Origin of the sequence: uncultured Algibacter sp. (assembly GCF_963976535.1) — a bacterium.
Taxonomy (GTDB): domain Bacteria; phylum Bacteroidota; class Bacteroidia; order Flavobacteriales; family Flavobacteriaceae; genus Algibacter_B.
Genome location: NZ_CAXBLF010000013.1, coordinates 38,881 through 63,491 on the forward strand (window position 1 = coordinate 38,881; position 24,611 = coordinate 63,491).

15 protein-coding genes and 1 pseudogene are annotated in these 24,611 nt (G+C 32.5%); 11 read left to right on the forward strand and 5 right to left on the reverse strand.

The window, feature by feature from the left end; translation table 11 throughout:
- The first annotated feature begins 1 nt into the window (after position 1).
- Complete coding sequence (locus tag AAC024_RS05850; RefSeq protein WP_339894272.1) at positions 2-514, forward strand: hypothetical protein; 513 nt, start codon at positions 2-4, stop codon at positions 512-514.
- On the opposite strand, the gene AAC024_RS05855 is transcribed toward AAC024_RS05850, so the two are convergent.
- Positions 495-1,586 carry a hypothetical protein gene (locus tag AAC024_RS05855; protein ID WP_339894273.1) on the reverse strand — a complete coding sequence of 364 codons (1,092 nt, stop codon included), beginning with the start codon at positions 1,584-1,586 and terminating at the stop codon, positions 495-497. The genes AAC024_RS05850 and AAC024_RS05855 overlap by 20 nt on opposite strands.
- Before the next feature lie 124 nt (positions 1,587-1,710).
- On the opposite strand from AAC024_RS05855, the gene AAC024_RS05860 reads away from it, so the two are divergent.
- The 6 genes from AAC024_RS05860 to AAC024_RS05885 all read left to right on the forward strand — a co-directional run bounded on the left by AAC024_RS05860 (position 1,711) and on the right by AAC024_RS05885 (position 17,068).
- Positions 1,711-2,610, forward strand: coding sequence for an ATP-binding cassette domain-containing protein (locus AAC024_RS05860; protein WP_339894274.1), 900 nt, complete (start codon positions 1,711-1,713; stop codon positions 2,608-2,610).
- A gap of 5 nt (positions 2,611-2,615) precedes the next feature.
- Positions 2,616-3,440, forward strand: coding sequence for an ABC transporter permease subunit (locus tag AAC024_RS05865; RefSeq protein WP_339894275.1), 825 nt, complete (start codon positions 2,616-2,618; stop codon positions 3,438-3,440).
- Between the two features lie 28 nt (positions 3,441-3,468).
- Positions 3,469-6,189: a T9SS type B sorting domain-containing protein gene (locus AAC024_RS05870; protein WP_339894276.1), complete on the forward strand. Its 2,721-nt coding sequence runs from the start codon at positions 3,469-3,471 to the stop codon at positions 6,187-6,189.
- Between the two features lie 4 nt (positions 6,190-6,193).
- Entirely contained in the window at positions 6,194-8,647 is a 2,454-nt protein-coding gene (locus AAC024_RS05875; protein WP_339894277.1) for a T9SS type B sorting domain-containing protein, read from the forward strand.
- Positions 8,648-8,795: 148 nt separating this feature from the next.
- Positions 8,796-13,679: a choice-of-anchor L domain-containing protein gene (locus AAC024_RS05880; protein WP_339894278.1), complete on the forward strand. Its 4,884-nt coding sequence runs from the start codon at positions 8,796-8,798 to the stop codon at positions 13,677-13,679.
- A 143-nt stretch (positions 13,680-13,822) separates the two neighbouring features.
- Positions 13,823-17,068 (forward strand): hypothetical protein, encoded by a 3,246-nt coding sequence (locus AAC024_RS05885; RefSeq protein WP_339894279.1) that lies wholly within the window; start codon positions 13,823-13,825, stop codon positions 17,066-17,068.
- A gap of 64 nt (positions 17,069-17,132) precedes the next feature.
- Here AAC024_RS05885 and AAC024_RS05890 read toward each other — a convergent pair whose 3' ends face one another.
- Positions 17,133-17,270: a hypothetical protein gene (locus AAC024_RS05890; protein WP_339894280.1), complete on the reverse strand. Its 138-nt coding sequence runs from the start codon at positions 17,268-17,270 to the stop codon at positions 17,133-17,135.
- Between the two features lie 751 nt (positions 17,271-18,021).
- Here AAC024_RS05890 and AAC024_RS05895 point away from each other — a divergent pair.
- Together AAC024_RS05895 and uvrB are read left to right on the forward strand one after the other, a co-directional pair.
- The gene (locus AAC024_RS05895; protein ID WP_339894281.1) at positions 18,022-18,957 is read left to right on the forward strand and encodes a T9SS type B sorting domain-containing protein; all 936 of its coding nucleotides are present in this window, start codon (positions 18,022-18,024) and stop codon (positions 18,955-18,957) included.
- Between the two features lie 87 nt (positions 18,958-19,044).
- The gene (uvrB, locus tag AAC024_RS05900) at positions 19,045-21,048 is read left to right on the forward strand and encodes an excinuclease ABC subunit UvrB (RefSeq protein ID WP_339894282.1); all 2,004 of its coding nucleotides are present in this window, start codon (positions 19,045-19,047) and stop codon (positions 21,046-21,048) included.
- 89 nt (positions 21,049-21,137) lie between these two features.
- Here the strand turns inward: uvrB and AAC024_RS05905 are convergent, their stop codons facing one another.
- Positions 21,138-21,551, reverse strand: coding sequence for a TerB family tellurite resistance protein (locus AAC024_RS05905; protein ID WP_339894283.1), 414 nt, complete (start codon positions 21,549-21,551; stop codon positions 21,138-21,140).
- A gap of 380 nt (positions 21,552-21,931) precedes the next feature.
- Between AAC024_RS05905 and AAC024_RS05910 the strand changes: the two genes are divergently transcribed.
- Entirely contained in the window at positions 21,932-22,171 is a 240-nt protein-coding gene (locus tag AAC024_RS05910; protein ID WP_339894284.1) for a DUF1456 family protein, read from the forward strand.
- A 126-nt stretch (positions 22,172-22,297) separates the two neighbouring features.
- On the opposite strand, the pseudogene AAC024_RS05915 reads toward AAC024_RS05910, so the two are convergent.
- Both AAC024_RS05915 and rpsU read right to left on the reverse strand, forming a co-directional pair.
- Positions 22,298-23,320, reverse strand: a pseudogene (locus tag AAC024_RS05915) (transposase).
- Positions 23,321-23,406: 86 nt separating this feature from the next.
- Positions 23,407-23,601 (reverse strand): 30S ribosomal protein S21, encoded by a 195-nt coding sequence (gene rpsU / locus AAC024_RS05920; protein ID WP_339894285.1) that lies wholly within the window; start codon positions 23,599-23,601, stop codon positions 23,407-23,409.
- Positions 23,602-23,717: 116 nt separating this feature from the next.
- Between rpsU and AAC024_RS05925 the strand changes: the two genes are divergently transcribed.
- Positions 23,718-24,371, forward strand: a complete 654-nt coding sequence (locus AAC024_RS05925) for a hypothetical protein (protein WP_339894286.1) — start codon at positions 23,718-23,720, stop codon at positions 24,369-24,371.
- Positions 24,372-24,611: the final 240 nt, after the last annotated feature.

The following is a 24,611-nucleotide window of genomic DNA, read 5'->3' on the forward strand; positions in this document are numbered from 1 at the left end:
CATGATTTACAGATTTAGAATTATTTTAGATAATGATACCGATGAAGATATCTTTCGCGATTTAGAAATTCGTGAAACCGATACGCTTGAAGATTTACACAATATCATCACACAATCTTTTGGATTTGATGGTACAGAAATGGCATCATTTTACTTAAGTAACGATACTTGGGACCAAGGTGAAGAAATTTCATTGTTTGATTTAAGTGAAGATGCTTCAGCACGCTTGATGAATGAAACTTCATTAGACAGTGTGGTGCATGAAGTGCAGACAAAACTTATTTATGTTTATGACTTTATGAGTATGTGGACCTTTTATGTGGAATTAGCTGAAATAGTTGATGAAACTGAAGGTAATGACTATCCTAACCTTATGTTTGTTCAAGGTCAAGTTCCAGATACAGCACCTGAAAAATTATTTGAAGCTGATGAGGATGAAGATTATAACGAATTTGAAGATGGTATTGATGTAGATGATTATGAGGATTTAGACTTTAACGAAAACTGGAATTAACATTACGTTTTTTTCTTAAATTTTCTGGATTTACATTTTCATAGTTCCGTGTTAAAAATTCTAACGAGTATTTTAGAATTTCACCCATATTTTTACTCTTTTTGAAATTGATATCATGAGTATATTCAAAAATGGTCGTTTTCAACATTTTCACGTGCTCTTTTGTTGAAATTTCATCTAATTCCATACAATTCACTAATCTTGCCACGCGTTTATGAAAACTTTTCAAGCGTTTAACCAATATAGAGCGTTCTTCAGTTTTATACTGGTCTATAGACATTTTTTGAATGCTATTTGCTACTAGTTTCACCATTTCATAATTTTCTTTAAAGAATTGAGGCCTGTAAATATTAAACTTACCCTCATAAGATTGTTGGTCAAAATCTATAGCTCTAATCTTATATACCACATGATCAAAATCATGAGTTGGCACAATTACATAATTATACGAACGCATATCTCCTAAAAGCCTAATCATGCAACGTTCATTAAATTTTACAAATTCTTTGGCTATTTGAGATTTCTCAGATTTATCACATTTAGGCAAAAAATTCTTGATGAATTCATCTCCAGGAATTCCTGCAATATGTTCTTCAATTAAAGTGTTTTTATATACCAGAAAGTTTAAATTATACGGCGACAACATGTGTTCTAACTCCAAGCCATAAATACGAGAGGCATCAGCAATTTTTACATAGAAATACGTGTAATTATCATTTAAAACATTTCTAACTTTAATTCTGAAAGGTTTTGAGTTTCCAAAGGTGCAATAATCAATAGCATCAACATTTAAAAAAGGTAAGATGTTCTCATTACCATCAGAATGGAAAATGGTATAAACTTTCTTTAATGCCGCATCTATTTCCTGCCTTTCAAATTCATTATAATACACACGAATCCACAGCGTATCAATTTCGTCTTTATCATAAACTACTATGGATCCTTGAAAGCGTAACAAATCATCATAAAAAATAGGAATTTTCACATTCCTGTTATATCTCGAAAGATAATCGTGTAACTTAGCCGATATTGGAAATGATGGTTTTTTTTTTGATATTTTTAAATCTTGCATAAGGCTCAAACTTATTCAAATTTAATGTTTTTATACTTATTCTTGTAACAAAAATTGAAGACTCTCGTCATATTTAAACAACTAACCAACGCTGGCTTCTTATGCTAGCAAAAAAAAATATAGTTTGGAATCTATACTTACAATTAACAACCTAACAAAAAAATTCGGGTATTTAACCGCCGTTAAAGATTTATCTTTTACTATAAACAAAGGTAATGTTTATGGCATTTTAGGTCCTAATGGAAGCGGAAAATCAACTACTTTAGGTATAGTGCTTAACGTAGTTAATAAAACCGAAGGTGATTTTCATTGGTTTGATGGCAACACCTCAACACACGATGCTTTAAAGAAAGTAGGCGCTATTATAGAGCGACCAAATTTTTATCCATACATGACAGCAGCACAAAATTTAAAACTGGTTTGCAAAATTAAAGGTGTGGATTATAGTAAAATAGTTGAAAAATTAGAAATAGTTGGACTTTTAGAACGCAAGGATAGTAAATTCAGAACCTATTCTTTAGGTATGAAACAACGTTTAGCTATCGCTTCTGCCCTATTAAACGAACCAGAAATATTAATTCTTGATGAACCTACAAACGGATTAGACCCTCAAGGTATTCATCAAATTAGAGAAATAATAAAAGAAATTGCAGCCAAGGGAACCACCATTTTATTAGCATCTCATTTACTTGATGAAGTGGAGAAAGTATGCTCTCATGTGGTTGTGCTTCGCAAAGGCGTAAAATTATATTCTGGTAGGGTTGATGAAATGATTTCTAGTCATGGTTTTTTTGAGCTAAAATCTAATAAAGACACGGAGTTAGTTAAATTATTGAAAAATCATAAGTCATTTGGAAAAGTAAAAGTCCAAGATAATTTGGTTACAGCGTTTTTAATTGAACCTATGAGATCTGAGGATTTTAATAAATATATTTTTGAACAAGGTATAATATTAACGCACTTAGTACAACGTAAAGAAAGTTTAGAAGAGCAATTTTTACAATTAACTGATAACAAAAACTAACCAGAATGTTACGACTTTTAAATTTAGAATTACAAAAATTATTGCTTAACAGAACTAGTAAAATACTCATTTTTGTATCGTTTATTTTACCATTTTTTGTGATATTGCTTTCATCAATAAAAATTAATGTTTTTGGTTTTTTTACATTAGAATTAGGTGAATTAGGCATTTTTAACTTCCCAATTATTTGGCATTTAACTACTTTTTTCGCATCGCAATTTAAGTTCTTTTTTGCTATTGTTGTAGTAAGTATGATTGGAAATGAATACAGTAATAAAACTATTAAACAAAACCTTATTGATGGTTTAAGCAAGAAAGAATTTATACTTTCAAAGTTTTACACCATTGTATTCTTTTCTTTAGTTTCAACGATACTTATTGGTTTAATTTCATTCTGTATTGGCTTATACTATTCCAGCTATACGGAAGCTTCTATTATATTTAGAGAAACAGAATTTTTATTAGCTTATTTTGTTAAATTAATTGGTTTCTTTAGTTTATGTTTATTTTTTGGAATGTTAGTAAAACGTTCTGCATTTGCATTAGCCTTTCTATTTATACTATATATCTTAGAATGGATATTATTTGGCTTAATGGCTTGGAAATTAGACACGAGTTTAGCTGAAAAGATTCAAAATTTCTTTCCACTTAAATCTATGTATAAATTAATTGATCAACCATTCCAGAGAATTGCCATGACAAAGTTTCCAGATAAAGGAGAACTGGCTTATGATTATGGAGCACATGGATATGAATTTATTATCGTTTTATGTTGGACAGCCTTATTCATCTTTTTATCGTTAAGATTATTAAAAAGACGAGATTTATAATATCTTTGGTAGCTTTTGCTACTGAAAAATGAAAAAAACTGTATTATTCGTAATTTTTAGTCTAATTGGACTATTGATTTATACCCAAAATGAAGCCTCTAATTGGTACTTTGGCGAGAATGCTGGTTTGTCATTTGACCTTAGTGGCAATCGAATTATAAATAAAACTGACGGCCAACTTAATACTAGAGAAGGCTGTTCATCAATTTCTGATGTAGACGGAAATTTATTGTTTTATACAGATGGCGTAACGGTTTGGAATCGAGACCATTTACAAATGGTTAATGGATTCGCATTGCAGGGAGATTCGTCAAGCACCCAATCGGCAATAATTGTTCCTAAGCCGGCTTCAACATCTATTTACTATATTTTTACTGTTGATAATGGCATTGATGGTGTAAACTATGGACTAAACTTTTCAGAAGTTGATATGACCCTAAATGGCGGTCTAGGAGCTGTAACCATAAAAAACACAAATTTACTTCCGTTATGTTCTGAAAAAATCACTGCTGTTTTAAAAGACTGTTTAACAGAAGCTCTATGGGTAGTAACATTTGCCCCAGAAAATGTCACACAACAAGCTTTTACCACTTATCACGCCTTTGAAATAAGTGACATGGGTGTAAACACTACTTCAGTAAAATCCACCTTCACTAATCAAATTACCGAGCCTAGAGGCTACTTAAAACTTTCTCCAGATGGCACAAAAGTAGCTTGTGCCAATGTAAAGAGTGGTTTATTCTTATATGATTTTGATGCTGCCTCAGGGACCTTATCCAACGAAACGAGTCTTTCTATAAATTCCGATAACGGAGGTGCTTTTTCCTATGGAATTGAGTTCTCACCAAATAGTAAACTTTTATATGTTCATGCTTCAAATGATTTTTTCGATTTTGAAAATCCAAATAATGCTAACAATCCATCAAACCATACCTCAACTCTAACACAATTTAATTTAACAGAAGTTAATATACAAAGTTCTCAAGTAAATTTAGATTCCAGACAACTCTACCGAGGTGCTTTACAATTGGGGCCTGATGGAAAAATTTATAGAGCATTAAGTGCAACTTATCTTGCAGGATTACCTTTTCTTGGTGTTATTGAAAATCCAAATGTGGTAGGTACAGGTTCCAATTACCAACACAACGCTATTAATTTAGCACCTTCTAGTTCTTCACAAGGCCTACCTCCTTTTATAGCATCCTTTTTTAATACAGAAATTGATATTATAAAAAATGGTAAAAGTTCAATTAATTTGGCTATTTGTGGCGGTGACTCATACACTTTAGTCTCTGCCGACATCCCTGGCGCAACCTATGCATGGTCATTAGATGGTGTTTCTCTATCTGAAACAGACTATGACTTAGAAGTTTTTCAATCAGGACATTACGAGGTTTTTATTGATCCAAATAACGGAGACTGCGCATTCGAAGGACAGGCTTTTGTGAATTTCGTTCCTAACCCAGAAGCTTATAATCATACCTTATTACAATGCGACGAGGATAGTGTTACAGATGGATTTACTATTTTTAATCTTAATCAAGCTAATAATGATTTAACTGGTGGTATTTTAAAACGATCAACTAAATTTTATCTAGATTTTGCTAGAACTATTGAAGTTGATGGGAATTCGTTTAGCAATACATTAAACCCTCAAACCATTTATGTAGAAGTTATAAATGATGTTACGGCGTGTTCAAGTTTTTCAGAATTAATTCTTGAAGTGAGTACTACTGGGGCTAAAGATGCCATTCTAACTAATTGTGATGATGACGGTGTAGAAGATGGGTTTTATAGCTTTAATTTAAGTAATGCAGACAATGATATAGTTGATGGTTTGCCTTCTGGATTGAATATCGCATATTATGAAACTTATAATGACGCGCTTCTAGAAACAAATTCTTTAGCAATGTCATACACTAATACTGTACCTTATTCTCAAATAATTTATGCCCGTGTTGAAAATGTTAACAATTGCTATGGAATTAGTGAAATTTCACTTACTGTTTATGAATTACCTAATATTGAAACAGAAGGTTTTGAGTATTATTGTTTAAATTTTTTTCCAAGTACAATAACAATCGATGCTGCTATATTAAATGATGATCCAAACAATTATTCATACAATTGGTCTAATGGCGATAACACTTATGAAACTCAAATAAATGCACCCGGAGTTTACAAGGTTACTGTAACAAATAGTAATAAATGTTCTAAAGAAAGAACCGTTACTGTAGAACCTTCAAATATTGCTACTTTTCAAATGCCTGCATTTGATGTAAAAGATGCACTGCAAAATAACACTGTAACGGTCTTAGTTTCAGGTGAAGGAATCTATGAATATAGTTTAATTGATGAAAACGATACTACAATAAAACCTTATCAAGATAGTAATGTATTTGACAATGTATATCCAGGTATATATACCGTATCTGTTAAAGATTTTAAAAATGACTGCGGTAGTGTTGATAAAAAAGTTTCAGTTATTGGGTTTCCAAAATTTTTCACCCCTAATAATGATGGTATAAATGATACTTGGCAAGTATTAGGTGTTTCAGAAATGTTTCAGCCTAATTCCAAAATTCATATTTATGATCGATTTGGAAAACTGTTAAAAGAAATTGCACCTACTGAAAAAGGATGGAATGGAACCTTAAACGGTTATGTTTTACCTGCTGATGACTATTGGTTTTCAGTAAAATTACAGGATGGTAGAGTATACAAAAATCATTTCTCACTCAAATATTAATCTATTGAAATACGTCCTGAAAGTTTGTTTAATCTTTACGTTTTCACTGTGTTCAAGTCATATCTTAAGTCAAGAACCTACAGATTGCGTTAATGCCGTTATTGCTTGTGGAAACGCTGATGTCACTCTAGATGTAAGTGGTATTGGAATTCAAGAATTAAATGGTTCAAACACGTGTTCTAGTCAGGAAAACAATAGTATTTGGCTTAGTGTAACCACTATTTCTAGTGGTACCTTAGGATTTACTTTATCACCAAATAGCACAAATATAAATGAAGATTATGATTTCTTTGTGTTCGGACCAAATGTTTCATGTGGGAGCATTGGGCAGGCTCTTAGATGTTCTACAACAAACCCATCTAATGCTGGATTAAGCAACAATTTAACAGGCATGAATGGAACTGAAACAGATACCTCTGAAGGTCCTGGACCAAATGGTAATAGCTTTGTAAGATGGCTGAATGTAAATGCTGGCGATACTTATTTTATTGTTATTGATAGACCTGTTGGTAACAGCCCGTTTAGTTTAGAATGGACTGGTACTGCTTCATTTTCTGAACCTCCAAGTGATGAATCTGGTACATCTGGAGCCGCCTTAGATTTTGAAAAATGTGATGACCTTGCACCTTTTTCTGATGGATTTGCAGATTTTAATTTATCAGACAATACGGCTAGTATAATCGGAACTCAAACCAATGTTACAGTTACATACCATGAATCTGCAAGTGATGCTAATATTAGTATTAACCCATTAGTAAGTCCTTACATAAATATTACAAACCCTCAAATCATTTATACCAGAATTACGAATAACTCTACTGGATGTTTTGAATTAACAGATTTTGAGTTAAATGTTAGTCTGGGCCCTAATTTTGTAGCACCCACAGACTATATTTTATGCGATAATTTAAATGATGGTAATGATAAAAACGGACGTGTTGTTTTTGACTTAACCTCTAAAAACAATGAAATTCTAGATGGACAAAATCCAGCAGATTTTAATGTACTTTATTACACATCAAGTTTAAATGCTGAAAATAATACGGGAGCACTTCCTAATTCATATTACAATGCAAACCCATTTAATGAACAAATTTTTGTTAGAATTGAAGACGCCACCAACCAAAATTGCAGAAGTTTTACAACCTTAAACCTACAAGTAAATGAGGCTCCAGATGCTTTTAATTCAACTTTAATACAATGTGATGAAGATGGTTTAGCCAATGGTTTAACCACATTTAATCTTAATCAAGCCAACAATGAATTAACAGGCGACATTGCAGATAGATCCACAAAATTTTACATTGATACGGCAAGAACTACCGAAGTGGATGGAGATGCTTTTAACAACACTATAAACCCACAAACTATTTATGTTGAAGTTATCAATGATATTACTAGTTGCGTTGCAAATTCTTTATTAACACTAGATGTAAGCGTAACCGATTCAATAAATACCTTTCTAACTAATTGTGATGATGATGGTATAGAAGATGGGCTTCATCTTTTCGATTTAAATGATGCTAATAATGCTGTTGTAAATGGCTTACCTGCCGGGTTAGATATAGTGTATTATGCAACATATAATGATGCGGTGTTAGAGCAAAATCCATTAAATTCAACATTTACAAACACCAATCCTTATTCACAAACCATTTACGCTCGTGTTGAAAATGCGAATGAGTGCTACGGAATAAGTGAAGTTTTTCTTTATGTATTTGCATTACCAGATGTTCCAATTGAAGATTTGTTTTATTATTGTTTGAATGATTTTCCAAGCACCATAGGAATTGATGCTGCTGTATTAAATGATGATCCAAATAATTATTCATACAATTGGTCTAGCGGAGATAGTACTTATGAAATTCAAATAAATACACCTGGGGTTTACACAGTTACTGTAACTAATAGTAATAATTGTGCTAAAGAACGAAAAATTACAGTAGAACCTTCAAATATTGCTACTTTTGAGATACTGGCTTTTGATGTGAAAGATATATCTCAAAATAATTCCATAACAGTTTTTGTTACAGGAGAAGGTATTTATCAGTATAGTTTAATAGATGAAAACAACAACATTATACAGTCTTACCAGGATAGTAATATATTCGAAAATGTGTTTCCTGGTATCTATAATGTTTCTGTTAGGGATATTAAAAATAATTGTGGTATTGTAGATGAAAATGTTTCGGTTATTGGATTTCCTAAGTTTTTTACACCTAATAATGATGGTGTAAATGATATTTGGAATATTTACGGAGTATCTAGTATGTTTCAACCAAACACAAAAATCCAGATTTTTAATAGATTTGGTAAACTAATCAAAGAATTGAATCCTTTGGGAGAAGGTTGGAATGGATTTTTTAATGGACAAAAATTACCAAGTGATGATTATTGGTTCTCAGTTAAATTGCAAGATGGTAGAATATTTAAAAATCATTTTACACTTAAGAATTAAATGCTCAAGTCGAAAAAATTAAATAAATGCGTTTTAACCGATTTTTTTTGCGTTTCATCTGAAAAATGTTTATTTTTCGTCCATTATTAGCCCCAGCTAATGGTATTATTTTACGAAATAAAAACCAAATAGAAAACACCTGCATGTTATGAGATTTATTTACTTCATCTTATTTACACTATTTTTTTGTAGTAATTATTTGTTTTCACAGCAAATATCAGTAGATGATTCTGTTGGTTTACAATCATTAATACAAAACAATCTAGTAGATGGTTGTGTTGACATTACAAATATAAGCTCTCAAGTTAATGGTAATGCTAATGGCTTTTCAAGTTATGCCTATTTTGAAAGAGCAGGTTCTAATTTCCCGTTTGCAAATGGTATCATGCTTTCTACAGGCGGTGCTGCTTCTGGTGGTAATTCTACTGTAACTCCAACGCTTAGCGAAGGGTCTACAACATGGGGAACCGATACTGATTTAGAAGCTGCTTTAGGAATTACTAATACGGTTAACGCAACATCAATAGAATTTGACTTTGTCTCAATTTCAAATCAATTTCAATTTAACTATTTATTAGCTTCTGAAGAATACTTTGGTATTAATCCTTGTCAATTTTCGGATGGTTTCGTTTTTTTAATTCGAGTAGCAGGAACAACAAATCCATATCAAAATATAGCATTAATACCTGGTACCTCAACACCAGTAAACACAAACACTATTCATGATGAGATTTTTGGTGTTTGTCCTGCACAAAACGATCAATATTTTGACGGTTATAATATTGGAGACACAAATTATAATGGAAGAACAACCGTTTTAACAGCTTCTGGCAGTATTTTACCAAATGTTACTTATCATATCAAATTAATAATCGCTGATCAAACTGACGGTACTTTTGACTCCGCCGTTTTTATTGAAGGTGATAGTTTTAGAATTTTAGATTTAGGAGATGATATTACCACTTGTGCCAGTTCAGTAACATTGGACGCTGATTTGCAGAATCCTCTTGCTTCTTACGCTTGGTATAGAAATGGTATTTTAATTGCGGGGGCAATAAGCGCAACATATATAGCTGTTCAAGATGGTACATACCAAGTTGAAGTTGGCGTTCCAGTTAATGGAACTACTTGTGTAGAAACTGATGAAATTACCGTCGTTCTTAACACCGAAGAACCTATGGATCCTGTAACTGATTATGAATTATGTGATGATCCAAGTGGTGATGGAATAGAAATTTTTGACCTCGTAACTAAAGACTCCGAAGTTTTAGCAAATATCCCGTTTACGAATTACATGTTTAGTTATCATTTATCTGATAGTGATGCTAGACTCAATATAAACCCTATAACTACTCCTATTGCTAATACTCTAAATCCACAACCCATTTTTGTTAGGGTTCAAGATTTAGATAGTAATTGTTTTTCGTTTACTACTTTTAATTTAGTTGTTAATGCCCTACCTAATATAGTAAACCCAACACCTTTGGAAGTTTGTGATGGTGATGACAATCCAGATGGTTATGCCAATATCGATTTAACTCAAAAAGATGATGAAATTACATCTGGTCAAACCAATTTAATTGTCACTTATCATTACAACCCATTGGATGTTAGTACAGGAAATAACCCTATACCTTCACCATACATAAATACAAATACGCCTAACGAATTAATATATGTTAGAATTGTAGATACTGCAACTGGATGTGTTATAACTACTACTTTAGATGTTGTAATAACAGTTAGTCCAATAGTTAACAGAGATACACAATTTCTTGATGCTTGTGATAGAGATTTAGATGGAGCTGCTGCTTTTGATTTAACCCAAGTGATTAGCGATATTTTAAATGGGTTAACTGGAGTTTCAACAACATTTCATGCCACGTTTGATGATGCAGATATGAATATTAACGTCATAGCAGATGAAACCAATTATCAATATACTAATGCGGTTATTGAACCTGGTTCTGCAACCATTTATTTAAGAGTAGTAGACGATTCTACGGGTTGCGCTACCATAGTCCCTTTTGAAATTCATACCAACTTACTACTAACAGGAACAGATACTGGGGATTTTGCCCTTTGTGATACTAATGATAATAGTACGGATACCTTAAATTTTGATTTAAACACTGTTGAAACATTTATTGCCAACTATTTACCCAACTCAATAACAGTTGCTTTTTACGAAACTGAAGACGATAGAGATAATGGTGTAAACGTATTAGATCAGACAACACCCTACGCGGCTGTAAGTCCTCAAGTATTATATATTAGAATAGAGGATGGTGGCTGTATTGAGAACACAGAAATTACATTATTAGTTAACCCAATAATACTATTTGCAAATATTACATTACCCTATTGTGATGATGATGATGATGGCATAGCGAGCATAGATTTACAATCTTTAGATGATATTATTACTGGAGGAAATACCAATTTTACAGTTTCTTATTTTCCAACAAATGCAGATGCTCTAAGTAATAATACGGCAAATCAATTACCGCCATTTTACAGCAATACCAACCCTGTTGAAACACTTTATGCCCGTCTTGAAAGTATAGACTCTGGCTGTTCTACAGTCAATCCTTTTCAAATTGAAGTGTTAGTTGCACCTACTACTAATCAAGCGGTAGATGAAATTATTTGTGATGATGATCAAGACGGTTTTTCAATAATAAATCTTGAAACCAAAATTGATGAAGTTGTTCCAAGTAGAACGGGTTTAAATATTGATGTTTTCACATCATTTGACGATGCAGATAATAACGTAAATCCAATTCTTGTAACAGATAGAAATGCTTACAATACAAATACACAAACTATTTATATTCGTTTTGAAGATGCTTTAAGTGGCACAGGTTGTTATTCCATAAGCTCATTTGAAGTTATAGTAAATACATTACCAGTATTTCCTACTATAAGTAATTTCCAAATTTGCAAGAATGATGGCACCAATGTTGCAGATTTTTTATTAGTTGATAAAGATGCTGAAATTCTTAACGGGCAAACAGGTAAAGAAGTATTTTATTTTGAAGATGCTGCTTTCACAATTCCAATTGATAAAAATAGTATTTATCAAAATACAACAAGTCCACAAACCATTTATATTAGAGTTGAAAATAGTACTGACCCAACCTGCTTCGGAAGTGAATCTTTCATTTTACAAGTATCACCAGACCCAATTTATAATCCTGTAATAGATTATTTAATTTGTGATGATGACAGTAACGATGGTTTACATGATTTTAATCTTGATGAAAAAGCTACAGAGATAAGTACAGGTTCTCCTGATATGCTTAATATTTCATTCCACTTATCAACACAAGAAGCTGATACAAATTCAAACCCATTACCTTCAACCTATACTAATGTTTCTAACCCTCAGAGTATTTACATAAGAATTGAAAGTGATGATTCATTATGTTACATTATTGAAGAACTTGGAATAAACATTATTGCAACTCCTGATATTACTGACGCATCTGCACTAACTAGTTGTGATGAAGATTATGATGGCTTCACAAATTTTGACTTAACAACGGCAGATTTTCAAATTCTAGATAGAGTTCAAAGCAATCTTATAGTCAACTATTTTGAAAACTTGGCTGATATAAATCCTAATGATGGTTTAGATAATTCAAATGAAATTTCAAATCCATCTAGTTTCAATTCAAATGCAAAAACGATTTTCATTAAAGTCGCTAATACATTAACAGGATGTTACACCGCTATACCTTTAGAACTGAGAGTGAATTTACCACCTGCTACAAATGCTTTAGGCACCATACAGATTTGTGATAATGATACTGACACTTATGATTTATCACAAGTTGATAGTATGATTGTTGACGACCCTATGTTAGTTAACATATCATACCACAATACACAAAGTGATGCTGATGATAACCTATCATCAATAAACAACATTTTTAACTATACGGCTAACAGCCATACCATCTTTGTTAGGGTTTCAGATATAACCACTGGATGCTATTTTGCACCTTCGTTTGTTTTACAAATAAATCAAAATCCAATTGCAAATACACCTCCAGATTTAATAGCATGTGATAACGATTATGATGGGAATCAAAATTTTGATTTAAGAGATAATAACAATATCATTTTAGGCGGTTTAAACCCTTCTAATTATTCTATAACATTTTATGGTAGTTTAAATACTGCCGAAAATGAAACTGATGCTTTCCCTAATATATATTCTGCTGTTAATGGCGACACTATATATGCTAGACTTGAAAATAACAATTCGGGGTGTTTTGATGTTACACAATTTAACATTCGTGTAAACCCACTACCTGTTATTCCAATAAATGAAATTGTACCTTTATGTAATAACCAACCTGTAACAGTTACTGCGGATACAGGAGTTGCAGGAGATACTTACCTATGGTCTACTGGAGCGACTACAAGTGATATTGTAATTCCGCCAACTAGTCCTGGCACATATTCTATAACCGTAACAAGACCAAACCTAATTGGTAATGATTGTTCTTACACACACAATTTTAATGTTATCCCTTCAGATGAAGCCATAATTAATTTTACACCAACAGTTAATTTTGCTGATCCTAACAGAATTACAGTGGAAATTGACATCTCTAGAATTGGAGATTATGTTTTTATTTTAGATAGCGGTGAACCTCAAAGCTCAAATATTTTTGAAGCTGTTTCCTTTGGACCACATATTGTTACCGTAAGAGATTTAAATGGCTGTATGGACATTTCTAAAGACGTTTTTGTGTTTGATATTCCAAAATTTGTAACACCAAATAATGATAATGCTTATGACACGTGGCATATCGTTGGAGCCAATCAATTACCTGGAACTGTAGTCTATATTTATAACAGACATGGCAAATTAATTAAAACGCTTCCTCATTATTCTAACGGTTGGGATGGCACATATAATGGACAAAATATGCCCTCAGATGATTATTGGTTTTCAGCTGATATTGTTCAAAACGGGGAGTCTTTCAATATTAGAGGTCATTTTGCTTTAAAAAGATAAGCTTTCGTTTACAACACATAAATAATTCTTTGGTATTTTAACCTTCAAAATTAAACCTTGAAAGGTTTTATAAGTCCAATAATATTAAATGTCATATTTTAGTTTTCAATAAAAACATTTAAATTATTACTTATCTCAAAGAAATGCCCAAGAATCATCTTATAAAATTTTTTTTATTTGTTCTTACAATACTTCTCAGTTTTAAAGGCTTTTCTCAACTAAGTAAAAAGCATTATATCCCGCCATTAACAAGTGCTGCCTTTGGAAATGCTAATGTGGAAGATCAACATATTTATTTATCCACTCCTAGCAATTCCAGCATTCCATATACCATAACACCTGTGGGCCAACCAACCACAAGCTATATTACTGGAACAGTTTCAAATGCCACACCGCAGCAAATATCAGTTGGCACTGGTAATGGGCAATTATTTATTCCATCAACACAAACCAGTGTCATTACAAATAATAGAGGCTACATTATAGAAGCCGAGGCACCTATTTACGTTTCCGTTAGAATGAATGCTGGTGGTGGTGCACAAGCTGGTGCACTGGTTAGCAAAGGCATTTCTGCTTTAGGTACTACATTTAGAGTAGGCAGCTACACAAACGGAAATCCTCAAAGCAATTATTTAAATTTTGTCTCTGTAATGGCAACAGAAGATAATACACAAGTTAATTTTAGCAACTTACCTTCAGGATTAATTATAAAGAATTATACTGGAGCAACTCCAATAAATATAACTTTAAATGAAGGAGAAAGTTACACTATAGCAACTAATAGTGATGATACAACAGTTAATCAAGACGGTTTAATTGGCTGTTTAGTTAGTTCTGATAAACCAATTGTAGTTAATTGTGGTTCTGCAAACGGGAGTTTTGGCACTGGTGGCGGAAGAGATTACGGTATCGATCAAATAGTTGATTTAAGTAAAGTTGGTACAGAATATATTTTTGTAAGAGGTGATGGCGATAATGCTTGGGAAAACATTCTACTTGTTCCCCACACACCTGGTACAACTTTTAGCATAAATGGCGGAGCTGCCATTCCGATTACTTTTCCTTATGAAATAATTGAAGGGAATCAATATAACTCAAATGGCAATTTATACGTTGAAACATCTCAACCAGTATTTGCATATCAAGGTATTGGTGGATTAGGAAATAATGGTTCTCCCAGTGAAGCTAATCAAGGTATGTTTTTTGTACCGCCTTTAAGTTGCGAAACACGAGGAAATCTAGATAATATTGCAAACATAAATAACATTGGTAATACTAATTATCAAGGTGGTATTTCAATTGTTACGAAAGTTGGAGCAACAGTAACCATTAACAATAATCCAATCGCAGTTGCACCCAGTACAGTAACTGGCAAGCCAGATTATATAACTTATAAAGTAAAAGGTCTTAACGGAAATATTTCTGTTCAAAGCAATGATGAATTATATTGTGCTTATTTTAATTATAACGGTGCTGCTACTTCTGGTAGCTTTTATTCTGGGTTCCCTTCTCCACCAGAAATTAATTTTGATGCACAATTTGTAACTTTAGGAAACTGTATTCCAAACATAACTCTCGAAGCTGCAAATGCTCAAAATTTTGATAGTTATGAATGGTTTTATGATGATGGTTCTGGCTTTCAAATTTTAGCTTCAAATGTCCCTACAATTACTCCAACAATAGCCGCAAGGTACAAGTTAATAGGTATTATAACCTGTACAGGAGAAACTTTAGAATCTGTTGAAGTTCCTATAAGTATTTGTCCTGATGATAGAGATAACGACGGAATTATAGATAATATTGACATTGATAATGATAATGATGGCATTTTAAATTGCACTGAATCAAGAGGTGATGTTGCGTTAAATATAAGTAACCTTAGTTCGCCAGAATTAATTTTTCAAGATAACACCAGAAACAATACAATTTCGAATGGAAGCTTTGTAGCATCTAATAGTTCAGGAAATACTAATATATTTAGTGCAAATAGTTCTGGCGGTTTTACAAGTATTTTAGGAGATGCTACAAATGCTGAAAATTTATATGCTGTTTCTTTTACAGAACCTGTGAATATTAAATTTGAAGAAACTATTTCACTCCCAAATAATAATATAGATGGTGAATTTTTTATAGCCAGAATTCTCCCCGTAAACAAAAATATAACCTTAATAGACCCTGATGATCATTTATTAGTCGATTCAAATTTTGATGGTATTTTTGAAGTTGGCATAACTCAAATTTCAGGATCAGAAATTCATTTCAAAGTTAATCCCGCTCCTAATGGTAATATATCATATCAATTCTTTGCAAATCAAATAGATGGTTTTTCATTTGTACACAAAATAGAAAACGGGACTACGTCATCAACTTTTACTGGAGGATTATCTCTTACCTGCTTTAAAAATGACAACGATTTAGACGGCATTAAGGATGAATTCGATTTAGATAGTGATAATGACGGGATTCCAGATAATATTGAAAACCAAGGAACACTTATAACTTTATCTTCAATAGATGCAAACCTAGATGGATTAGACGATATTTTTGATATTTCAAATTTACCAATAGACAGCGATAATGATACTGTTTTAGATTTTTATGACTTAGACAGTGATAATGATGGTATTTCCGATTTGATAGAAACGGGCCAATTAGGGATATTATCAGACACCGATTTAAATGGTGTTGAAGATGGTCCGACTTATGGCATTAATGGATGGGCCGATGCTGCGGAAACTTCTCCTGACAGTAATGAAATTGGATACACAATAAATGATTTAGATAATGATTCTATTTTTACATATTTAGATTCTGATAGTGATGGTGATGGATGCAGTGATGTTATTGAAGCTGGTTTTTCAGATGGGAACAGTGATACTATTTTAGGTGATAATACAGCAACTACAGACACATCAGGACTAGTTAACAATGCGAGTGACGGTTACACTTTACCAAATGCTGATTATTTAGATTTTGCTCCACTTTCTATTACAACACAACCAACAGATACCGAGGTATGTGAAGCTTCTAGTACTTCAATATCTATAGGTTCAGCTGACGCAGAAAGTTATCAATGGGAAATAAGTAATGATGGTATTAATTGGAATTCAGTAATAGATGATGCTAATTACAATAATTCGCAAACGGCAAACCTAGATTTAACAAATACACCACTAACTTTTAATACTTACAAATACCGAGTTCAAATTAATAGAAACGGAAACAGTTGTGGTTTATATTCTAATGAAATTGAATTAACGGTTAACCCATTACCTATTGTAAACTCGCCTGTAGTTTTAATTCAATGTGATGATGATGACCTTTCCACATTAGGCTTTAGCCCTTTTAATTTAACTGAGGCTAATAATGAGATTTTTCAAACGCTATAAATGAAAATTTCACCTATTACTTAACTCAATCTGCGGCTCTTTTAGGGAACATAACCAGCTCTGATTATATCAATAACCAAACAACTTTTGTAAACAGAACAATTAGCTCTGATGCTGTTTGGGCACGAGTAGAATCACAATTTGGATGTGCTTCTGTATCACAAATCCAACTTAATGTTTCAACAACGGTTATACCACCCACCTATTTAGCTACTTTTAATCAATGTGATGATTTTCTAGATATTAATGGAAATGACAATGCAAATAATAACGACAGAGATGGTATTGCATCCTTTGATTTTAGTAGTGTAACGGCAACTATTATAAGTTTTATTCCTTCTGGACAAAATATTTTACCACCGAGATACTATAGAAATGAAGCCGATGCACTAGCAGAAATTAATGAAATTACCGATCCTTCTAATTATAGAAATATTGGATATTCTGGGTCTCAATTTATATATGTTAGAGTTGATAGCGCCATATCAAATGACTGTTTAGGTTTAGGTGCTCATATTCTGCTTAATGTTGAAGCCTTACCTGTTGTCAATTCAATAAGTATTGCTAGACAATGTGATGATGATAATGATGGTGAATTTCCATTTAACACCTCACAAATCGAAAATGATGTATTAGGAACTCAAAACCCTGCTGATGTTATAGTAGAATATTTTGATGAATTAGGAACTGCACTACCAAGCCCGTTACCAAATCCATTCCTAACAGCTAATCAAACGATAACTATCCGCGTTACTAATAATGTAACTTCTGCGCCCAACGGCCCTTGTTATGATGAAACCACATTAACTTTTACCGTTGATGCACAACCCATTACAAATCCAATACCAGATCAAATAGTATGCGATGGAGATGCTGGAGATATTGACGATGATGGATTCTACCCTTTTGAGACTTCAACATTTACAAACACTATTTTTGGTGCTCAAACGGGAATGGAAATTTATTACGATTATCTTGATGAAAATGGTAGTTTTCAACTTAATCAGTCAAGTTTACCAAATCCACTTAATTCAGAAAACCAAACGATTACGGTTAACGTTGTTAATCCTAATAATAGGTTTTGTGTTGCATCGACAAGTTTTAATCTAGTTGTGAATCCATTACCTGATTTTACTGTTGAAACACCTCGTATAGTTTGTTCATCTGATCCTACATTTTCAATTCAGCTAGAACCTTTAGAATTCAATTCTTCTGAAACTTTTGATTATGAATGGCTATGGACAAGTTTGGACGGAACAACTACCGATCAATTTATCTCAAATGATAGAACAATCACCATTTCAACACCAGGAACTTATACCATTACACTTTCCAAAACGGATGGCACAGGTTGTTCTAGCGCTAGAGAAATTTATGTAGATGCTTCAGAACTAGCAACTATAACTCAAAAAGATATGACTATAGTTGACCTTTCAGAAAATAATTCTGTAACTATTGATACTACAAATTTAGGTATGGGTGATTATGAATATGCATTACAAGAAGAAGGTTCTACTTTTATTGTATATCAAGACGAACCATTCTTTGACAATGTTAGAGCAGGTTTTTATACCATACATGTGAAGGATGCTATTTGTGGTGTATCAACTTTAAATATTTCAGTTATTGGCTATCCAAAATACTTCACGCCTAATGGTGATGGCGTAAACGATTTATGGAGAATTCAAGGTGTGAATGAAATTTTTCAACCTAATAGTACTGTGCTAATTTATGATCGTTACGGCAAATTAATGAAACAATTATTGGTTCAATATGAAGGATGGGATGGCACATTTAACGGCGCTATATTACCTTCGGATGATTATTGGTTTCATGTTTACCTGGAAGATGGCAGACAATTTTCTGGTCACTTCACTTTAAAACGATAAAACAGAAATTTCCAATACTAAAATTCCAAATTCCAATCAACTTTAAGTAATTTAGACACTTTAATTACTTTAGGCACTTAAAGGAATATGAAGTTCAAAATTGAATCAGAATTTAATCCTACTGGAGATCAACCACAAGCCATAAAACAGCTTGTTAATGGTATTACTTCAAATGAAAAATACCAAACCCTACTTGGTGTTACCGGATCTGGTAAAACTTTTACAGTTGCGAATGTTATTGAAGATGTTCAAAGACCAACCTTAGTTTTAGCACACAATAAAACATTAGCAGCCCAATTATATTCTGAATTTAAACAGTTTTTTCCTAATAATGCGGTTGAGTATTTTGTATCCTATTACGATTATTATCAACCGGAAGCATACATTCCTGTTTCAGGAGTTTACATCGAAAAAGATTTATCTATAAATGAAGAAATAGAAAAAATGCGTTTAAGCGCAACATCTTCCTTGCTCTCTGGACGTAGAGATGTATTAGTAGTCGCTTCTGTTTCTTGCATATATGGTATTGGAAATCCTGTAGAGTTTCAAAAAAATGTGATTTTGCTAAAACGAGGTCAGGTTATTTCTCGAACAAAATTACTGCATCAATTAGTTCAAAGTTTATATTCTAGAACAGAAGCAGATTTTAAACATGGAAATTTCAGAATAAAAGGAGATACGGTTGATATTTTTCCAAGCTATGCAGATGATGCTTTTAGAATTCACTTTTTTGGTGATGAAATCGAAGACATTGAAGCCTTTAATATTCAAACTAATAAAGTCATAGAAAAATATGACCAGCTCACTATTTATCCAGCAAACATGTTTGTAACATCTCCAGATGTTCTTCAAGGTGCTATCAAAGAAATTCAAGATGACTTAATAAAGCAACATGATTATTTTAAAGAGATAGGTAAACACTTAGAAGCAAAACGCCTTAAAGAGCGTACTGAATTTGACCTTGAAATGATACGTGAATTAGGTTATTGTTCTGGTATTGAAAACTACTCGCGCTATTTGGATCGTAGGCTTCCTGGTACGCGTCCATTCTGTTTATTGGATTATTTTCCAGATGATTATTTAATGGTAGTAGATGAAAGTCATGTCACTATTTCTCAGGTACATGCCATGTATGGAGGCGACCGAAGTAGAAAAGAGAATTTGGTAGACTATGGTTTCAGGCTTCCAGCGGCTATGGATAACAGACCATTGAAATTTGAAGAATTTGAAGCCATTCAAAACCAAGTTATTTATGTAAGTGCCACACCTGCTGATTATGAATTACAAAAAACAGACGGTGTATATGTGGAGCAAGTTATTCGACCAACCGGTTTATTAGATCCAATTATTGAAGTCCGTCCAAGTTTAAACCAGATTGATGATTTAATTGAGGAAATACAACAACGCATTGAAAAAGACGAACGTACTTTAGTTACTACATTAACCAAACGTATGGCAGAAGAGCTAACTAAATATTTAGATAGAATTCAAATTCGGTGTCGCTACATACACAGTGATGTAGACACGTTAGAACGCGTTGAAATTATGCAAGATTTACGTAGAGGTTTATTTGATGTATTGGTTGGTGTAAACTTATTACGTGAAGGTTTAGATTTACCTGAAGTGTCATTAGTAGCTATTTTAGATGCTGATAAAGAAGGTTTTTTACGTTCTGCACGTTCTCTAACGCAAACGGTAGGTAGAGCAGCAAGACACTTAAATGGAAAAGCTATCATGTATGCCGATAAAATTACTAAAAGCATGCAAAAAACGATTGATGAAACTGAATACAGACGCGAAAAGCAAATAGCTTATAATACGGAACACAACATAATTCCAACGGCTCTAAATAAAAGCTTAGATAATGCCTTATCAAAAAATTCGGTTAGTACTTACAGTTATGAATTAGAAGCATTAAGAGCTGCTGAACCAGAAAGTGCGTACTTGAGTAAACCTGAACTTGAGAAGAAAATTCGAGAAAAACGAAAACTTATGGAAGGCGCTGCAAAAGCCTTAGACTTTATTATTGCTGCTAAATTACGCGACGAAATAAAAAACTACCAAAATAAATTAGAAAAGCTAAAAGTATAAACTTTTAGCTTTTCAGTAATCTACTTTATGTAAATTATAATCAACACTAATATTTGTATTCTTTTAGAAAGATCTAAATGAAATGAATTTTAATTGTATTGTGTTTTGAAAATATCTATCAAAACATCTGGTGGTACAATCTTATTTGGAAAGCTTTCCATTAAATATAAAACCTTAGTAATAGACTCATGACTAAGTCCCATTCTCAATCCAAAATTATATAACTTGATAACGCCTGCCGAATTATTTTCTTCATTATGCTCTTGTTCAATGTTCATCAACAAAACTAATCTATGAAACTGAACTATGCGTTCACTGTGTGATTTTAAATGTGTGTACGTAACAGGATTCTCTAACAAATATTCAAAATCTTCACGAGAAATATCTAATTGTTTCGCTACTCCAAGTAAGAAATTATACTCTATGCGTCGTATGTCTTTATCATATTTAGCAAATGCAATCATTTCTGATAAAAGGCTTAGTTTTTCTACTCTATTTACCATTCTTAAGGGTTTTCTTTAGGGATAAATTAATTACAACATAAAGTTACACAGAAGAGTCATTAAATAATCGTGGATATAAGGTAACTTATCGAAAAACAGTAGGTATTTAATCGTTATTTTCATCAACTTCGTCAATAATTCACTTTTGTTGAACTAAATAATTTGCATCTTATCATTTATTACATCATGATTCAAGCTAACCAACTCATGTGTAAAATACTGTCAATCAAGTAGTTAAATTAATATTTTTTGTAAAAATAACTTATTCTTAAAACCAACATTTAAAGTATCTTTACAGAAGCAGGTTAAACGTTAGTTTTGATTGCGCCAAGAATGAAAATCGATGAACTGCATAGGCTAAATACCCAATAAAAAGAATTATGACAAATAACGATATTTTAAAAAAATTAAGAGTAGCTCTAAAACTGCGTGATGATGAGATAGTAAAGATTTTAGAGCTTGTAGATTTTAGAATTTCAAAAAGTGAACTCGGAGCTTTTTTTAGAAAGGAAGACCATCCTAAATATATGGAATGCGGCGATCAAATTTTACGTAATTTTTTAAATGGACTAGTCATTCACCTTAGAGGACCAATGCCTAAAAAAGGGAGAAAAAAATAACGCACAAAAAAGAGGTCGTCTAAAAAGCAATTTTTAGGCGATTTTCTTTTGGTTTACTTTTGGGTTTCGGCGTTTATTTTGAACTTTAGAGTTAAAAGGTTCAAATTTAACAAGGTAAAAGTGTGTTTAGATAACTAAGCTATACTTTTTAAGGTTGTGTGCCATGGCAATAAGTCCTTTTTCAACATTTACCTTGTTGATTCCTCTAAGCATGAAGCTTTTAAAATTCTTATTCTGCTTTATATTTCCAAAAACAACTTCTACATCCCAGCAGCGTTGTTTTCTTTTGGCGATGCCTTGCTCACTTGTTAGTTGTGTTCTGGCTTTAGCCTTTAAGCGTATCAGGTTATAATTACGTTCTATAATGCGGTTGTATTTTGATTTGTGGCAAAGACTCCTCAGTGGGCAACCGTTGCCGTTTTGGGCTTGGTACCTGTGGAGTTTTTGATCAAAATCATTTTTGGTTTTCTTTTTATAACTACCAATATTGGTCATCGCTTGTCCCATGGGATAGTAATAGGTGTCTATTTCTTTATTGTAGTGTAATTGGTCTGGATGGAAGATATTAATTCTTCCTTTTTTCCTGTCTTGCTGTTCCTTATGGAAGTAATTGTATTTCACATAAGCTGTAATCTCTTTATCTTATAAATCGGTATAGTTTTATTCGCTTCCATAACCTGCATCTGCTGTGAGTGTTTCTGGTTTTTCGTCGTAGTTTTCTATATGGTCTATTAATAGTGTTGTGTCTGCGGTGGTTTGCCCTGTTGTGTAATTGGTAAGATATTGATTGTTGGTAGAAGCTTGAACATTATAGGCGGGTTTGAGTTGCCCGTTTTGCATGTGGTTGGGTTTGCTTTGTCCACTGAGCCAGATAAAATGAATGTTCTCATGTAGAGTTTGCTCTATTTTTTATGAAGAATATAAATTGCGCAAGTAAGCATATATCATAACCATGAGCAGCATACGTGCATGGTAACTTGACGTACCGCCTCCTTTGTAACTTTGCTCTATGGCACTAATGTCAACATGGTCGATAATGGTGTTGACCAAACGAACCGGATGATTAACTGGAACTAAATCATCATAACTTGGCGGTAAAAGACTTAACTGATCTTGGTCATAGGTCTTGAAAACTACTTTTCTGCTTATTCTTAAAGTTAAGCAATAATTCAAAAATTTGCAATAAAAAAGACTGTCTTTTCAGACAGCCTCTTTTTAAGATTTATAGCAAATTACTAAACTTCTTCTGCATCTCTTAATGTTTGGATATATTGTGCTTTTTGAACTTGCACCCTACGAGCAACAGAAGGTTTAGTAAACTGCTTGCGTTCTTGCAACTGCTTTTTAACCGTTGTTTTAACAAACTTGCGTTTGTAACGTTTTAGTGCTCTATCTATATTTTCTCCTTCTTTAACTGGAATTTTTAACATAGTGTCTTAACCTCCTCTCTTTTAGAATTTTATGGCTGCAAATATAAAAAGTAATTTAGAATTTACAATCATATAGATTACTATTTTTTAAAGTGATTTTTTTTAGAAAAACGCTATTGACTTTATCAGAAAAAAACGATTTAGTTCAACAATCGATAATGTTCATTGAAACGGAACTTTATCTTTGCAGTTGGCAGCAATTAACAACGAACATGGCGATAGGAAACAATAAAAATAGAAAGGAATTAACCAGTAGTTTAAAAAGCTTACTTTATGCTGCAATTTGGGATATATTTGGACAAGTATGCTTGCACGAATTCATAAAAAGTGCTCACAAAGGAAAGAGTGATTTAAATAATCTTAAAACAATTTTACCAGAAGGCAACTTATCTTTAAACGATTTTATTGAAAATCTTAATAAGATGTCGGATAAAGCAGCTGTTGAAACAAAACGTAATGCAAATCGAGCACTAACTCGAAATTTACTAAAAGAAGTTTTTCGACTAACTCAATCCTATTGCTCTGAAACGAAGCAACTCAAAATAATGGAGGCAAAAGATTGGTATCAATTTACGAGGTTAGTTGTTAATTCAATTTCTCATGATTTTCTCTGGAGATTTAATAAGAAAGACATTGCTCACCTTCCGATTGCCTATAAAGGATATACAATTGAGTCTAAATTAAATGGATTGGATATAAGCATGAAACTACAAATATTGATTGAAATAGTTTATGAAATTATCGAATTCACAGAAAAGGAAATTAAATAACAGCTGCCAACACCGGTAACCGTTGCACAACACTCTAATAAAACCCACCAAAATTGATATACACCTGATTTTAAGGTATTTCCTTTTTAGAGATTTATGTTTTACCTAAAATCAGTGGTTGCTTAAAACCAATAATACGGCTTATTATTTGGCGATTTATACTACTTTGAAACAAACCAATAGCTCCCGCTATGCTTTGGGGGCTGTTTTTAATGAATTTTAAGTATTTTTTCAGGTTAT

What these genes read in the sequence shown, in the direction of transcription:
- AAC024_RS05885 (WP_339894279.1), top strand. Translation starts at nt 13,823, where the DNA reads ATGCCCAAGAATCATCTTATAAAATTTTTTTTATTTGTTCTTACAATA.
- AAC024_RS05865 (WP_339894275.1), top strand. Translation starts at nt 2,616, where the DNA reads ATGTTACGACTTTTAAATTTAGAATTACAAAAATTATTGCTTAACAGA.
- AAC024_RS05855 (WP_339894273.1), bottom strand. Translation starts at nt 1,586, where the DNA reads ATGCAAGATTTAAAAATATCAAAAAAAAAACCATCATTTCCAATATCG.
- AAC024_RS05905 (WP_339894283.1), bottom strand. Translation starts at nt 21,551, where the DNA reads ATGGTAAATAGAGTAGAAAAACTAAGCCTTTTATCAGAAATGATTGCA.
- rpsU (WP_339894285.1), bottom strand. Translation starts at nt 23,601, where the DNA reads ATGTTAAAAATTCCAGTTAAAGAAGGAGAAAATATAGATAGAGCACTA.
- AAC024_RS05870 (WP_339894276.1), top strand. Translation starts at nt 3,469, where the DNA reads ATGAAAAAAACTGTATTATTCGTAATTTTTAGTCTAATTGGACTATTG.
- AAC024_RS05895 (WP_339894281.1), top strand. Translation starts at nt 18,022, where the DNA reads ATGGAAATTTATTACGATTATCTTGATGAAAATGGTAGTTTTCAACTT.
- AAC024_RS05880 (WP_339894278.1), top strand. Translation starts at nt 8,796, where the DNA reads ATGAGATTTATTTACTTCATCTTATTTACACTATTTTTTTGTAGTAAT.
- AAC024_RS05910 (WP_339894284.1), top strand. Translation starts at nt 21,932, where the DNA reads ATGACAAATAACGATATTTTAAAAAAATTAAGAGTAGCTCTAAAACTG.
- uvrB (WP_339894282.1), top strand. Translation starts at nt 19,045, where the DNA reads ATGAAGTTCAAAATTGAATCAGAATTTAATCCTACTGGAGATCAACCA.
- AAC024_RS05850 (WP_339894272.1), top strand. Translation starts at nt 2, where the DNA reads ATGATTTACAGATTTAGAATTATTTTAGATAATGATACCGATGAAGAT.